Source organism: Streptomyces sp. XD-27 (genome assembly GCF_030553055.1).
Taxonomy (GTDB): domain Bacteria; phylum Actinomycetota; class Actinomycetes; order Streptomycetales; family Streptomycetaceae; genus Streptomyces.
Genome location: NZ_CP130713.1, coordinates 3,118,076 through 3,132,328 on the forward strand (window position 1 = coordinate 3,118,076; position 14,253 = coordinate 3,132,328).

Annotated in this window: 12 protein-coding genes; 5 read left to right on the forward strand and 7 right to left on the reverse strand. The window is 71.0% G+C overall.

Annotated elements, in window-relative coordinates:
• The first annotated feature begins 21 nt into the window (after positions 1–21).
• Positions 22–1,383, forward strand: coding sequence for an LCP family protein (locus Q3Y56_RS13065; protein ID WP_304462103.1), 1,362 nt, complete (start codon positions 22–24; stop codon positions 1,381–1,383).
• Between the two features lie 63 nt (positions 1,384–1,446).
• On the opposite strand, the gene Q3Y56_RS13070 is transcribed toward Q3Y56_RS13065, so the two are convergent.
• A complete protein-coding gene (locus tag Q3Y56_RS13070; protein WP_304462104.1) occupies positions 1,447–2,604 on the reverse strand; it encodes an acyl-CoA dehydrogenase in 1,158 nt (385 codons plus the stop codon).
• A gap of 178 nt (positions 2,605–2,782) precedes the next feature.
• Between Q3Y56_RS13070 and Q3Y56_RS13075 the strand changes: the two genes are divergently transcribed.
• Complete coding sequence (locus tag Q3Y56_RS13075; protein WP_304462105.1) at positions 2,783–4,123, forward strand: UDP-glucose/GDP-mannose dehydrogenase family protein; 1,341 nt, start codon at positions 2,783–2,785, stop codon at positions 4,121–4,123.
• Between the two features lie 97 nt (positions 4,124–4,220).
• Here Q3Y56_RS13075 and Q3Y56_RS13080 read toward each other — a convergent pair whose 3' ends face one another.
• The 3 genes from Q3Y56_RS13080 to Q3Y56_RS13090 all read right to left on the reverse strand — a co-directional run bounded on the left by Q3Y56_RS13080 (position 4,221) and on the right by Q3Y56_RS13090 (position 7,189).
• Positions 4,221–5,408, reverse strand: a complete 1,188-nt coding sequence (locus Q3Y56_RS13080; RefSeq protein ID WP_304462106.1) for a dipeptidase — start codon at positions 5,406–5,408, stop codon at positions 4,221–4,223.
• A 108-nt stretch (positions 5,409–5,516) separates the two neighbouring features.
• Entirely contained in the window at positions 5,517–6,053 is a 537-nt protein-coding gene (gene purE / locus Q3Y56_RS13085; protein ID WP_304462107.1) for a 5-(carboxyamino)imidazole ribonucleotide mutase, read from the reverse strand.
• Positions 6,050–7,189 (reverse strand): 5-(carboxyamino)imidazole ribonucleotide synthase, encoded by a 1,140-nt coding sequence (locus Q3Y56_RS13090; protein WP_304462108.1) that lies wholly within the window; start codon positions 7,187–7,189, stop codon positions 6,050–6,052. Before Q3Y56_RS13090 ends, purE begins: the two co-directional genes overlap by 4 nt.
• Before the next feature lie 180 nt (positions 7,190–7,369).
• Here Q3Y56_RS13090 and Q3Y56_RS13095 point away from each other — a divergent pair, with 180 nt between their 5' ends.
• On the forward strand, positions 7,370–7,870 hold the full coding sequence (locus Q3Y56_RS13095; protein ID WP_304462109.1) for a GtrA family protein: 501 nt from the start codon (positions 7,370–7,372) through the stop codon (positions 7,868–7,870).
• Between the two features lie 40 nt (positions 7,871–7,910).
• Here the strand turns inward: Q3Y56_RS13095 and Q3Y56_RS13100 are convergent, their stop codons facing one another.
• Entirely contained in the window at positions 7,911–9,167 is a 1,257-nt protein-coding gene (locus Q3Y56_RS13100; RefSeq protein WP_304462110.1) for an ATP-binding protein, read from the reverse strand.
• Between the two features lie 22 nt (positions 9,168–9,189).
• A complete protein-coding gene (locus Q3Y56_RS13105) occupies positions 9,190–9,870 on the reverse strand; it encodes a response regulator transcription factor (protein ID WP_304462111.1) in 681 nt (226 codons plus the stop codon).
• Between the two features lie 324 nt (positions 9,871–10,194).
• Between Q3Y56_RS13105 and Q3Y56_RS13110 the strand changes: the two genes are divergently transcribed.
• Together Q3Y56_RS13110 and Q3Y56_RS13115 are read left to right on the forward strand one after the other, a co-directional pair.
• The gene (locus Q3Y56_RS13110) at positions 10,195–11,718 is read left to right on the forward strand and encodes a peptide MFS transporter (RefSeq protein WP_304462112.1); all 1,524 of its coding nucleotides are present in this window, start codon (positions 10,195–10,197) and stop codon (positions 11,716–11,718) included.
• Positions 11,719–11,912: 194 nt separating this feature from the next.
• Positions 11,913–12,821, forward strand: a complete 909-nt coding sequence (locus Q3Y56_RS13115) for an alpha/beta hydrolase (protein WP_304462113.1) — start codon at positions 11,913–11,915, stop codon at positions 12,819–12,821.
• Positions 12,822–12,900: 79 nt separating this feature from the next.
• Here Q3Y56_RS13115 and Q3Y56_RS13120 read toward each other — a convergent pair whose 3' ends face one another.
• A complete protein-coding gene (locus tag Q3Y56_RS13120) occupies positions 12,901–14,244 on the reverse strand; it encodes a hypothetical protein (protein WP_304465583.1) in 1,344 nt (447 codons plus the stop codon).
• Positions 14,245–14,253: the final 9 nt, after the last annotated feature.

Below are 14,253 nucleotides of genomic sequence, written 5' to 3' on the forward strand. Positions count from 1 at the left end.
GGGACCGGGCACACTCCTCCCATGAACGATTGGCCCGAGGGGCGGACCAGCGACGGCAGGGAGAGCTACGGGCGCGGCAGCCACGGCGCGCAGCCGGAGGGCGCCCGCGCCATGCCGCAGGTGCGGCGCGGCGGCATGCCGGGCCCGCAGCGGCAGCCCGCGGAGCCGCCGCTGCCGCCCGAGCTGTCGCCGCGCGGCCCGGTACCGCAGCAGCGCTACCAGTCGCCCGAGGGCGCGGCCGGTGCCGACGGCTACGACCCGTACGACGACGGCTACAACACCGGCCAGGTCTACGGGCACGGCAGCCCGAACGGTCCCGGCGGCGCCGGTCCGGACCAGGGCCGGGGCGGCGGCCCCGGCGGCCCGCGCCCGCCCCGGCAGGCGCCCGGCCGTCCGAAGAACTGGAAGAAGCGCATCACCATCGGCGTGGCGTCCGTCCTGGCGCTGCTGCTGGTGGACGGCATCGTCACGTACTTCTGGGCCGACTCCAAGCTGCGCCGCGAGGTCGACCTGAGCAAGGTCGAGGACCGCCCGTCCGGCGGCTCGGGCACCAATTACCTGATCGTGGGTTCGGACAGCCGCGAGGGCCTGTCCGACGAGGACAAGAAGAAGCTGCACACGGGCTCCGCCACCGGCCGCCGCACGGACTCGATGATCCTGCTGCACGTCGGTGACAACGGGAACACCATGATCAGCCTGCCGCGCGACTCGTGGGTGACGATCCCGCCGTTCACCGGCTCGGAGTCCGGCAAGCGGTTCAGCGGCGGCCCGAACAAGCTGAACGCGTCCTTCTCCTCCGACGGCCCCGGGCTGCTGGTCCGTACGGTCGAGTACAACACGGGCCTGCGGATCGACCACTACGCGGAGATCGGCTTCGACGGCTTCGCGAAGATCGTGGACGCGGTCGGCGGCGTGGAGATCGACATCCCGCAGGACATGAAGGAGAAGCACGCCGGGACGAACTTCAAGAAGGGCAAGCAGACGCTGGACGGCCGCGAGGCGCTCGCCTTCGTCCGGCAGCGCTACGGCCTGGCGGGCGGCGACCTGGACCGCGCGAAGAACCAGCAGAAGTTCCTGTCCGCGCTGGCCAACAAGGCCGCGACGCCGAGCACGATCATCAACCCGTTCAAGCTCTACCCGACCATGGGCGCCGGTCTGGACAACCTGATCGTCGACAAGGACATGAGCCTGTGGGACCTGAAGGAGATGTTCTTCGCGATGAAGGGCGTCTCCGGCGGCGACGGCAAGCAGATGAACATGCCGGTCGCGAACCCGGGCTACTCCACACCCAAGGGCAGCGCCGTGCTGTGGGACAAGGCCAAGGTCAAGCAGCTGGTCGAGCAGCTCAAGAACGACGAGAAGGTCACGGTCACCGGCAGCTGACCGAACGCGAGGCGCCGGACGGGCTGAGCCCGTCCGGCGCCTTTCGCGTTCTCGGAACCTCGGTTACGGGAGGTTGCGGGCCATGACGATGCGCTGGACCTGGTTGGTGCCCTCGTAGATCTGCGTGATCTTCGCGTCCCGCATCATCCGCTCCACCGGATAGTCACGGGTGTAGCCGTAGCCACCGAGGAGCTGGACCGCGTCCGTGGTGACCTCCATCGCCACATCCGACGCGAAGCACTTCGCCGCCGCGCCCTGGAACGTCAGATCCGCATCCCCACGCTCCGACTTCGCCGCCGCCGCATACGTCAGCTGACGAGCCGCCTCGATCTTCATCGCCATGTCGGCGAGCATGAACTGGATCCCCTGGAAGTCCGCGATCGCCTTCCCGAACTGCTTCCGCTCCCGCACATAGCCCTTCGCGTAGTCCAGCGCACCCTGCGCGATCCCCAGCGCCTGCGCCGCGATCGTGATCCGGGTGTGGTCGAGGGTCTTCATCGCCGTGGCGAAGCCGGTGCCCTCCGCGCCGATCATGCGGTCGGCGGGGATACGGACGTTGTCGAGGTAGACCTCGCGGGTCGGGGAGCCCTTGATGCCCAGCTTCTTCTCCGGCGCCCCGAAGGACACCCCCTCGTCGCCCTTCTCCACCACGAACGCGCTGATGCCCTTGCTGCGCTTCTCCGGGTCGGTGACCGCCATCACCGTGTAGAACTCGCTCACACCCGCGTTGGTGATCCACCGCTTCACACCGTTGAGGACGTAGTGGTCGCCGTCGCGTACCGCGCGGGTCTTCATCCCCGCCGCGTCCGAACCCGCGTCCGGCTCCGACAGGCAGTACGAGAACATCGCATCACCCTTGGCCAGCGGCCCCAGGTACTTCGCCTTCAGCTCCTCCGAACCCGACAGGATCACCGGAAGCGACCCCAGCTTGTTCACCGCCGGGATCAGCGACGAGGACGCGCACACCCGCGCGACCTCCTCGATCACGATCACCGTCGCCAGCGCGTCCGCCCCCGCACCCCCGTACGACTCCGGCACATGCACCGCATGCAGATCATTGGCCACCAACGCGTCCAACGCCTCCTGCGGGAACCGCGCCTCCTCATCCACCGCCGCCGCGAACGGCGCGATCTTCGCCTCGGCGAGCCCACGCACCGACTCCCGGAGCATCTCGTGCTCCTCCAACGGCCGGTACAGGTCGAAGTCCGCGGATCCCGCCAAGGTCCTCACTCCTCTGAGTGCTAACTACCGTTAAGTAACAGAATTCTATGGGCGTGATTCGGCCGGGTACAGGTGAGCTTGCCGACAGCGCCCACCGAGCCCGCCGACGGCCCCGACTATGCTCAGGTGCGCATCTGCCCGCCGCCCCGTCCGCCCATACCTGCTGTTGGAGCCCCGCATGGCCCTCAAGATCACCGTGATCGGCACCGGATACCTCGGCGCCACGCACGCCGCGGCCATGGCCGAGCTCGGCTTCGAGGTGCTGGGGATGGACGTCGTCCCGGAGAAGATCGCGATGCTCGCGGCGGGCCGGGTGCCGATGTACGAGCCGGGGCTGGAGGAGCTGCTGCACCGGCACGTGGCGGGCATCGAGGGCTCGACCGGCAGGCTGCGCTTCACCACCTCCTACGAGGAGGTGGGCGAGTTCGGCGACGTCCACTTCGTCTGCGTGAACACTCCGCAGAAGCACGGCGAGTACGCGTGCGACATGAGCTTCGTGGACAGCGCCTTCGAGTCGCTCGCCCCGCATCTGCGCCGCCCGGCGCTGGTGGTGGGCAAGTCGACCGTGCCGGTGGGCAGCGCGGCCCGGCTCGCCGCCCGGCTGGCGGAGCTGGCGCCGGTGGGCGGGGACGCCGAGCTGGCCTGGAACCCGGAGTTCCTGCGCGAGGGGTTCGCCGTGCAGGACACCCTGCACCCGGACCGGATCGTCGTGGGCGTCACCAGCGACCGCGCGGAGAAGCTGCTGCGTGAGGTGTACGCCACACCGGTCGGGGAGGGCTCGCCGTTCGTCGTCACCGACTTCCCGACCGCCGAGCTGGTCAAGACCGCCGCCAACTCCTTCCTGGCCACCAAGATCTCGTTCATCAACGCGATGGCGGAGATCTGCGAGGCGTCCGACGGCGATGTCGTGAAGCTCGCCGAGGCCATCGGGCACGACGACCGGATCGGGCGGAAGTTCCTGCGCGCCGGGATCGGCTTCGGCGGCGGCTGCCTGCCCAAGGACCTGAGGGCCTTCATGGCGCGCGCCGGCGAGCTGGGCGCGAGCCAGGCGCTGACCTTCCTCCGCGAGATCGACTCGATCAACATGCGGCGCCGCGGCCACATGGTGGAGCTGGCCCGCGACGCCGTGGGCGGCAGCTTCCTCGGCAAGCGGGTCGCGGTGCTCGGCGCGACGTTCAAGCCGGACTCCGACGACGTACGGGACTCCCCCGCGCTCAACGTCGCCGGGCAGATCCACCTCCAGGGCGGCCAGGTGACCGTCTTCGACCCCAAGGGCATGGACAACGCGCGCGCCGTCTTCCCGACCCTCGCCTACGCGCCGAACGCGCCGGAGGCGGTGCGCGGCGCCCACGCGGTGCTGCACCTGACCGAGTGGGCGGAGTTCCGCGAGCTGGACCCGGCCCAGCTGGGCGAGGTCGTCGCGGAACGGCGCATCCTGGACGGGCGCAACGCCCTGGACCCGGCGCGGTGGCGCGACGCGGGCTGGGACTTCCGGGCGATGGGTCGCCCGCACGCCTGATCCGGAACCGCCGATCCCTGTGATCCGGGACCGCCGATCCCGATGATCCGGAACTGCCTGTTCCGTGCCGCCGGTACCTGGCGCCGGGGCCGCCGCGTCAGCCGTCGAGCTCGTCGATCGTGGCGATCGACGGGCTCCTGGTGGCGCGCAGCTCGCGGGCGGTGTCCTCGGCGGCGCGCAGCGTGCGGACCGCGTTCTGCCAGGTGAGCTTCGCCAGGTCGGCGGTGGACCACTTGCGGGCCAGGAGCTCGGCGACGAGGTTCGGGTAGCCCGCCACGTCGGCCAGGTCGGCCGGGGTGAAGGCGGTGCCGTCGAAGTCGCCGCCGATGCCGATGTGGTCGACGCCCGCGACCTCGCGCATGTGGTCGAGGTGGTCGGCGACGGTGGCGGCGGTCGCGAGGGGGCGCGGGGCGGTCTCCTCGAAGGCCCGGTGCACGGCCATGGCCTCGGCGGTGGTGTCGAGCGGGTGGAACCCGTGGGCGCGCATGTTCTCGTCGGCGGCCTTCGTCCAGGCGATGGCCTCGGGCAGGATGAACTTCGGTACGAAAGTCGCCATCGCGATGCCGCCGTTGGCGGGCAGCGCCGCCAGGACGTCGTCCGGGACGTTGCGCGGGTGGTCGCAGACGGCGCGGGCCGAGGAGTGCGAGAAGACCACGGGCGCGGCGGACACCCGCAGGGCGTCCCGCATGGTGTCGGCCGAGACGTGCGAGAGGTCGACCAGCATGCCGAGCCGGTTCATCTCCCGTACGACCTCCTCGCCGAAGCGGGTCAGGCCGTTCGCCTCGGGCTCGTCGGTGGCCGAGTCCGCCCAGGGGACGTTGTCGTTGTGGGTGAGCGTCATATAGCGGACGCCCAGGTCGTACAGGGCGCGGAGGGTGGCCAGCGAGCAGTTGATGCTGTGGCCGCCCTCGGCGCCCATGAGGGACGCGATCCGGCCCTCCGCCCGCGCCGCCTCCATGTCGTCGGCGGTGAACGCGAGCCGCAGGTCTTCGGGGTAGCGGTCGGCCAACCGCCGTACCACGTCGATCTGTTCGAGGGTGGCGCTGACGGCGGTGTCGCCACTGAAGTCCGAGCGGACGAAGACCGACCAGAACTGCGCGCCGACGCCGCCCGCCCGCAGCCGGGGGATGTCGGTGTGCAGGTGCGCGCGCTGGTCGGTGGCGAGGTCGCGGCGGCCGAGGTCGTATCGGACCTGCGCGCGCAGTGCCCAGGGGAGGTCGTTGTGGCCGTCGACGACCGGGTGGACGGCCAGCAGTTCGCGCGCCTGTGCGAGGAGGTCGGTCATGATCCCATCCTCGTACGGCCCGCGCCCGAAGTCACGCCTCGGTCGCCCCGGTCACGCCCCGGCCGGCCCGTGTCACGGCGTCGGCGAGGCCACAGGGCGCGGCGGGGGTCACTTGTTGAAGCCGAAGCGCGCCGCGCCCTCCACCTTCGCGCGCAGCCGCTTGCCCTTCTCGGTGGCCTGTTCGTTCAGCTCGACCTGGAAGTGCCGCATGCGCTCCAGCAGTTCGGGGTCGTGCGCGGCGAGCATCCGGGCGGCCAGCAGCCCGGCGTTGCGGGCGCCGCCGACGGAGACCGTGGCGACGGGCACGCCCGCGGGCATCTGCACGATCGACAGCAGCGAGTCCATGCCGTCGAGGTACTTGAGCGGGACCGGGACGCCGATGACCGGCAGCGGGGTGACGGAGGCGAGCATGCCCGGCAGGTGGGCGGCGCCGCCCGCGCCCGCGATGATCGCCTTCAGGCCGCGGGAGGCGGCGTTCTCGCCGTAGGCGACCATCTCGTGCGGCATCCGGTGCGCCGAGACCACATCGACCTCGTACGGGATCTCGAACTCGTCGAGGGCCTTGGCCGCGGCCTCCATGACGGGCCAGTCGGAGTCGGAGCCCATGACGATGCCGACGACGGGGCCGGTGGCAGTGCTGGTCATTCGGTGATGGTCCCTCGGAGGTAGTCGGCGGCGTGCCGGGCGCGAGCGATGACGTCGGCCAGCTCGTCGCCGTAGGTGTTGACATGGCCGACCTTACGGCCCGGCTTCACGTCCTTGCCATACATGTGGATCTTCAACCCCGGGTCGCGGGCCATGCAGTGCAGGTACGCCGGGTACATGTCCGGGTAGTCGCCGCCCAGCACGTTCACCATGACGGTCCACTTCGCGCGCGGGCGCGGGTCGCCCAGCGGCAGGTCGAGGACGGCGCGCACATGGTTGGCGAACTGCGAGGTGATCGCGCCGTCCTGGGTCCAGTGGCCGGAGTTGTGCGGGCGCATCGCCAGCTCGTTGACCAGGATCCGGCCGTCGCGGGTCTCGAACAGCTCGACGGCGAGGTGGCCCACGACGTCCAGTTCCTCGGCGACCCGCAGCGCCAGCCGCTGGGCCTGGGCGGACAGCTCGGCGGAGAGCTCGGGGGCGGGGGCGATCACGGTGTCGCAGACGCCGTCGGTCTGGATGGACTCCACGACGGGGTAGGCGACGGCCTGGCCGTGCGGGGACCGTACGACGTTGGCCGCCAGCTCGCGCGCGAAGTCGACCTTCTCCTCGGCGAGGACGGGCACCCCGGCGCGGAACGGCTCGGCGGCCGCCGCCTCGTCCCGGACCACCCAGACGCCCTTGCCGTCGTAGCCGCCGCGAACGGTCTTGAGGACGACCGGGTAGCCCTCGCCCTCCTCGGCGAAGCGGGTGACGTCGGCCGGGTCGGCCACGATCCGGTGCCGTGGGCACGGGACGCCGATCTCGTCGAGCCTGGCGCGCATGACGCCCTTGTCCTGGGCATGACGCAGGGCCTCGATGCCGGGGCGGATGACGACGCCTTCCGCTTCGAGCGTCCGCAGATGCTCGGCCGGGACATGTTCGTGATCGAAGGTGACCACGTCACAGCCTTGTGCGAAAGCACGAAGGGTTTCCAGGTCGCGGTAGTCGCCGATGACGACGTCGTTCACCACCTGGGCCGCAGAGTCCTGCGGGGTGTCGCTGAGCAGTTTGAACCTGATGCCGAGCGGGATGCCTGCCTCGTGGGTCATACGGGCGAGCTGGCCACCGCCGACCATGCCGACTACCGGAAATGTCACGCACCCAGGGTAAACGCCCGCAGGGCTGACCCCGACGACTTGGAGGATCACCCGAATAGGGGAAGGAGCGCGCCGGGCCCGGCCCGGCACCCAATTGCCGACACCTGTGGGCGGCGGCCTGAGCGGGCTGGTTAGCATGAATCGTTGTCAACGCCGATCGGACGGGGCTGAACGATCACCATGAGTGAACGGCGCACACTGCGCACGCAGGTGGAGCAACTCGCCCGCGAGATCGCGAAATTCGGTGCGGTCGGCGGCGTCGGCGTCTTCGTCAACCTCGGCGTCTTCAACCTGGTACGGCACCACACCGACCTGCCCGTCGTCAGGGCCAGCATCATCGCGACGGTGGTCGCGATCGCCTTCAACTACGTGGGCTTCCGCTACTTCGCCTACCGGGACCGCGACAAGAGCCGCCGCACCAGGGAGCTCACGCTCTTCCTGCTGTTCAGCGCGGTCGGCCTGGTGATCGAGAACGGCGTGCTCTACACGGCGACGTACGGCTTCGACATGGACACGTCGTTGCAGAGCAACGTGTTCAAGTTCGTCGGCATCGGCATCGCCACGCTCTTCCGCTTCTGGTCGTACCGGACGTGGGTGTTCCGTGCGCTGCCCGCGCGGGAGGCCGTGGAGGCCGCGGAGTCCATCCTCGCCGAGGACCAGGCGCAGCGCGTCAAGAAGTAGCCGCCCCCGGGCCTCCGCGACTCAGACGCCTTCAGACGCTTCAGACGCCCTCCGTCGCCTGATGCTCGGCCTCGCGGCTCAAGAAGAGCGCGAAGATCGGCGGCCGTTGCTGGAGCAGCTCCAGTCGGCCGCCGTCCGCCTCCGCCAGGTCGCGGGCGACCGCGAGCCCCAGGCCGGTGGAGTTCTGGCCGCTGACCGTCCGCTCGAAGACCCGGGCGCCCAGGTCCGGCGGCACCCCCGGCCCCTCGTCGGTGACCTCGACCACCGCCTGGTTCCCGGTGACCCGGGTACGGATGGCGACCGTACCGTCACCGTGCATCAGCGAGTTCTCGATCAGCGTGGCGAGCACCTGGGCGACCGCCCCCGGTGTGCCGACCGCCCGCAGCCCCTGCTTGCCGGAGCGCACGATGGCCCGGCCCTCGCTGCGCACCGCCGGCCGCCACTCCTCGATCTGCTGCTTGACGACCTCGTCCACGTCGAACGCGATGGCGGAGCCGGTGCGCGGGTCGCGGGAGTTGGTCAGCAGCCGCTGCACCACGTCCGTGAGCCGCTCGACCTGGCCCAGCGCGATCGTCGCCTCCTCCTTGACCGTCGCCAGGTCGTCGGTGACCGTGATCTCCTCCAACCGCATGGACAGCGCGGTCAGGGGCGTCCGCAGCTGATGGGAGGCGTCGGCCGCCAGCCGCCGTTCGGCCGTCAGCATCCGCGCGATCCGCTCCGCGCTGCTGTCCAGTACGTCGGCGACCCGGTCCAGCTCGGGCACCCCGTAGCGGCGGTGGCGCGGCCGCGGGTCGCCGGAGCCCAGCCGCTCGGCGGTCTCGGCCAGGTCGGTGAGCGGGGCGGAGAGCCGATGCGCCTGCCGTACGGCCAGCAGGACGGCGGCGATCACGGCCAGCAGCGCCACCCCGAGGATGATCGTCAGGGTGCGGCCGACCTCCTTGCTGACCGTCGAGCGGTCCGCCTCGACCAGCACGGTCTCGTGGTGGTCGCCCACCTTCGCGGCGGAGATGACGCTGCCGCTGGGGCGCTTGCCGACCTCGACCGGGTCCCGGCCGGGGATCTTGATCCGCGCGTAGCGTCCGCTGCCGACCTGCTCGCGCAGCACTTCAGGGGTGATGCGCTCGCCGCCGATGAGCCGGCTGTCGACGATGCTCACCAGCCGCACCGCGTCGGAGTCCACGCTCTCCTGGGCGCTGTTCTCGATGGTGCGGGTCTCCACGATCACCAGGGAGACGCCGAAGACGGCGATGACGACGAGCACCACGGCGAGCGTGGAGTTGATCAGACGACGGCGCATGTCCCTACCGTGTCAGCTCGGATCAGCTTTTCTCGAACCGGAAACCGACGCCACGCACCGTGGCGATGTAGCGGGGGTTGGCGGCGTCGTCGCCGAGCTTCTTGCGCAGCCAGGAGATGTGCATGTCGAGGGTCTTGGTGGAGGACCACCAGGTGGTGTCCCAGACCTCGCGCATCAGCTGGTCGCGGGTGACGACCCGGCCCGCGTCCCGCACCAGCACCCGCAGCAGGTCGAACTCCTTGGCGGTGAGCTGGAGCTCCTCCTCCCCCATCCAGGCCCGGTGCGACTCGACGTCGATCCGCACCCCGTGGGTGGCGGGGGCCTGCGCCTGCTGCTCGCCGGCGCCGCGCCGCAGCAGGGCCCGTACGCGGGCGAGGAGTTCGGCGAGGCGGAAGGGCTTGGTGACGTAGTCGTCGGCGCCGGCGTCCAGTCCGACGACGGTGTCGACCTCGTCGGCCCGGGCGGTCAGCACCAGGACCGGGAAGCCGTGCCCCTCGGTGCGCAGCCGACGGCACACTTCCAGCCCGTCCATACCCGGCAGACCCAGATCGAGGACGAGCAGATCGACGCCCCCTTGCAACCCGGCGTCCAGCGCGCTGGGGCCGTCCTCCCGCACCTCTACCTCGTATCCCTCGCGGCGCAGCGCGCGTGCGAGCGGCTCCGAGATGGACGCGTCATCCTCGGCGAGCAGTACACGGGTCATGGGAGTGATGGTAGTCCGACGGGGTATGCGATCGGGGCGGGACGGCGGCACCGCCCGCCGTGACCAGCCCTGACACGGTCGAACCACGGGTCGGCGAACGGCCGGCGAACGCATGATCTTAGGCTGGTGAGAAGTTGCGCCTCACACTCGTGACTTTTCTCTCATCCAGCCCAATCTCCGCCAGGACGTGGCTTATCGTGACGGGACGTCTGTAGCACGACCTTGAGGACCTTTGGCCGCACGACGCGGCCGAGGGTCTTCTTTGTGCCCGGCTGGAACCCCCAGTCGCCGACACAGCGAACCCCCCTCACCGAAGGAATCACCATGGCGTCCAGCCTGACGAAGGACGCCGCGGACCCGGGAAACCCCACGGTCGGCGGCAAGACCTTCTTCGGCCACCCCCGCGGACTGGCCACTCTCTTCATGACCGAGATGTGGGAGCGCTTCAGCTACTACGGCATGCGCGCCCTGCTCGTCCTGTACCTGCTCTCTGGTGGGCCCGACGCAGGCAAGGACAGCCAGGGCGGCGGCCTGGGGATGGACGAGGCAGGCGCCACGGCCATCTACTCGGTCTATGTCGCCCTGGTGTACCTGCTCGCCATGCCCGGCGGCTGGATCGGCGACCGGGTCTGGGGGCCGCGCAAGACGGTCACCGTCGCGGCGAGCATCATCATGGCCGGCCACCTGTGCCTGGCCGTGCCCGGCGAGGCGATGTTCTTCGTCGGCCTGGCGCTGGTGGCGCTCGGCTCCGGTCTGCTGAAGGCCAACATCTCCACGATGGTCGGCCACCTCTACGACGGCCCGGACGACCCGCGTCGCGACGGCGGGTTCACCGTCTTCTACATGGGCATCAACATCGGTGCCTTCGCCGCCCCGCTGGTCATCGGCACCGTCGGTGAGGAATACAACTGGCACCTGGGCTTCGCGCTCGCCGCGGTGGGCATGGCGATCGGTCTGATCTCGTTCCTGATCGGCACCCGCCACCTGTCGCCGCGCTCCAGCGTCGTGCCGACCCCGCTGACGGTCGAGGAGCGCAACTCCTGGCTGCGCAAGGGCCTGACCTGGCTCGCCATCGCCGCGGTCTTCTACACGATCGTCGTGGCGTCCGGCCACTGGACGCTGAACTGGGCGCTGATCCCGATCACCGTCGCGGGTCTGATCATCCCGGCCGGCGTGCTCTTCCGCATCAAGCGGGACAAGGAGCTCTCGGCGGTCGAGCAGCGCAAGATGAACGGCTACATCTGGTTCTTCGTCGCCGCGGCCGTCTTCTGGATGATCTTCGACCAGGGCGGCTCGACGATGTCCACCTTCGCCGAGAACAAGACCACGGACGACGTCTTCGGCATCCACTTCTCCACCACCTGGTTCCAGTCGGTGAACCCGCTGTGGGTGATGGCGCTCGCTCCGGTCTTCTCCTGGATGTGGCTGTCCCTGGCCCGGCGCAACCGCGAGCCCAACACCACGGTGAAGTTCGCCATGGCGCTGGTCCTCATCGGCGCCTCGTTCTTCATCTTCGTGATCCCGATGGGCATCGCCGAGAAGGGCCCGGTCACCCCGGCCTGGCTGATCTCGATCTACATGGTCCAGACCATCGGTGAGCTGTGCCTCTCCCCGGTCGGCCTCTCGGTGACGACCAAGATGGCCCCGGCGAAGTACGCCAGCCAGATGATGGGCGTGTGGTTCCTGGCCGTCACCGCCGGTGACTGCACCACGGGCCTGCTGTCCATCGCGGAGGTCGACCTGAGCGGTCGGGGCATCATCGCGCTGCAGGCCGGGCTGGCGGTGCTGGCCGGCATCGCGGTGTGGTTGTACCGCAAGCGGATCGCCGAGCTGGCGGACGCGAGCTGACGGACGGCGGGGGCCGGGTGACCGGCTGACCGGCTGACTTACGGGAAGGGCCCGGCGCGGGGTACGCGCCGGGCCCTTCGTGTGCGTGGGGCCTTCGTGTGCGTGGGGCCTTCGCGGGGCGTGGGCCGCCGCGCCTTCACCCGTACGGCCCCGTACAGGATGCGGGGCGGGCGACCGGCCCGCACGCTGTGGCCGTGACGCCCCTACGTCGTCGCGTACGGCTCGGCCGTGGAGTGGCCCGCCTCGCCCTGTGCGGGGCGCTGCTGCTGGGCTGCTGCGCGGCCCTGCCGCCCGCGGCGACGGCCGGCCGCCCCGCGGGTGCGGCCGTGGAGACCTACGCCTACGGGGCCCACGCCCGGCAGGCGCTCACCGTCCACCGGCCGCCGGGCGGGACGCCGGGGCCGGGCCTGATGATCGTGCACGGCGGCTACTGGGCGTACGACACGGACTGGAGCGGCTGGGCCCGTACGTTCGCCGCCCGGGGCTTCACCGTCTTCGACGTCGACTACCGCCTGAACTCCGACGCGCGCTGGCCCGCCCAGCGGGACGACGTGCTGGCGGCGCTGGGCTGGGTCCGGCGCAACGCGGCACGGCTCGCGCTGACCGGGGACCGGCTGGTGCTGCTCGGCTCCTCGGCAGGCGGGCAGATCGCCACGAACATCGGCGCTTACGGGGCGGGTGGAACGCGGGTCGCCGGGGTGATCGCGCTGTCCCCGGTGGCATCCCCGTACCAGGCGTGGCTGGACGGCGGCAGGGCGGAAGCGGCCCCCGAGCAGCGGAGGCTGCGCCACGAGGCCGCGCGGCTGGCCGGCTGCGAGCCGGTACGGGCCGAGGGGGCCTGCCGGAGGGTGTGGCGGGACATGGCGGCGCGCGGCCACGCCTCGGGAGCCGACGACGCGCCGATGTACCTGCTGCACTCGGCGGCCGACTTCGTGCCCGCCGGGCACGCGTGGGACCTCGCTGCGGCGGAGCGGTCGGCGGGGATGGCGGCGGCGGACGTCACGGTCGCGGTGGTCCCGGGCGGTGCGCACGGGGCGGGCCTGCTGAAGGTGCCGGGGATTCCGGCGCGGGTGGCGGATTGGGCGCGGGCGCGGATGGGTTAGGTCGCATTGCCTTCTGGCCTCCCTCTACGCACGCAGGGCGTAGGGGGAGGCCAGAGGAGACGACCACCCGGTGCCGGGCTCAGCGGCCGCGCGAGGCACGCCGCCACGGCGTGGCCGTCAGCAGGCCCCCGCCGATGAGGGCGACCGTGCCGCCGATCAGGCCGAACGCCAGGAGCCCGCCGTGGTCGCCCGCGCCGGTCTCGGCGAGGCCCCCGCCGCTGGTGCCGGACGTGGCGCCGGAGCCGGACGTACCGCCGGTCCCGCCGCTCGTCCCGCCCGTGCTCCCGCCGCTCGTCCCGCCGGTGCCACCCGTGCTGGCTCCGCCCGCGACGCCGCCCGGCTGGCCCGTGGTGTCCAGCTCCAGCGAGGCACCGGGGTCCTTGACGGGGGTGCAGGTGGTGGTCGTACCGAGCGCCTTGACGGTCAGGACGCCGGGGCTGAGGGTCGACTTGCCGCTGGCGCCCGGCTTGTACGTCCCCGTGAGGTCCGGGATCGCGATCGGGTCGCCGGACTTGATCGGGTCCTTGTTGACCGGGCCCTCGACCGCGACGGAGCCCTTGTCCGCGCCGCCGACCGCCACGGCCATCGACGGCTTGACCGAGCCCGCGGGGATGTCGGCCGGGCTGTCCATGACGGACTTGCCGAACTTCACGGTCAGGTCGAACGCCCCGCTCTTCTCCTTGGCGTCGATCCGGACCGGGGAGACCGCGCGCTTGTCGCCGATGGGCGTCTTGCACAGGTAGTCGACGTCGATCTCCTTTCCGGTGTGGGTACCGCCGCCGGGATCGCCACCGCCGGTCGTACTGCCGCCCGTGGTCCCGCCGGTGGTGCCACCGGTGGTCCCGCCCGTCGTCCCTCCGGTGGTGCCACCCGTCGTACCGCCGGTGGTTCCGCCCGTGGTCCCGCCGCTCGTCCCGCCGGTGCTGCCGCCCGTCGTACCGCCGTCGGCCGTCACCTTGATGGTGGCGGCGGGCTTCACCGTCTCCTTGGGCGAACACTTGGTGTCGGTGGAGACCGGCTTGCTGACGTTGATGTTGTAGAAGCCGGGCGTCAGCGTGACCTCCCCGGCCGCCGTCAGCTTCACCTTGGCCTTCATGTCCGACAGCGGCATCGGGCTGTTCTTGGGGACCGGCGGGTTCTGCCGCGGGCCTTCGAGCCGCAGCTCGCCGGTCTGGGCGCCGCCCAGCGTGATCGTGCCGGTCGGTTTGACCGTGTCCTTCTCCAGATCCAGGATGTCCGGGTTCTTGGACGCCGCCGCGACCGTCTTCCACACCACCTCGACCTCGTCCCCCACCTTGGCCGTGGCCGGGGCCTGGATGTCCACCTTGGTGGTGCCCTGGATCGGTGGCAGGCCGGAAATGGGGGGCGGCAGGCACTCGGTCTCGTACGCGACCTCGGCGGCCCGCGCGGCACCCGCGCCCATCAGCACACC

Bases quoted from the DNA above. Each gene is read 5' to 3' on its own strand.
- purE (WP_304462107.1), bottom strand. From the start codon at position 6,053: ATGACCAGCACTGCCACCGGCCCCGTCGTCGGCATCGTCATGGGCTCC.
- Q3Y56_RS13110 (WP_304462112.1), top strand. From the start codon at position 10,195: ATGGCGTCCAGCCTGACGAAGGACGCCGCGGACCCGGGAAACCCCACG.
- Q3Y56_RS13120 (WP_304465583.1), bottom strand. From the start codon at position 14,244: ATGGGCGCGGGTGCCGCGCGGGCCGCCGAGGTCGCGTACGAGACCGAG.
- Q3Y56_RS13105 (WP_304462111.1), bottom strand. From the start codon at position 9,870: ATGACCCGTGTACTGCTCGCCGAGGATGACGCGTCCATCTCGGAGCCG.
- Q3Y56_RS13100 (WP_304462110.1), bottom strand. From the start codon at position 9,167: ATGCGCCGTCGTCTGATCAACTCCACGCTCGCCGTGGTGCTCGTCGTC.
- Q3Y56_RS13080 (WP_304462106.1), bottom strand. From the start codon at position 5,408: ATGACCGACCTCCTCGCACAGGCGCGCGAACTGCTGGCCGTCCACCCG.
- Q3Y56_RS13095 (WP_304462109.1), top strand. From the start codon at position 7,370: ATGAGTGAACGGCGCACACTGCGCACGCAGGTGGAGCAACTCGCCCGC.
- Q3Y56_RS13065 (WP_304462103.1), top strand. From the start codon at position 22: ATGAACGATTGGCCCGAGGGGCGGACCAGCGACGGCAGGGAGAGCTAC.
- Q3Y56_RS13075 (WP_304462105.1), top strand. From the start codon at position 2,783: ATGGCCCTCAAGATCACCGTGATCGGCACCGGATACCTCGGCGCCACG.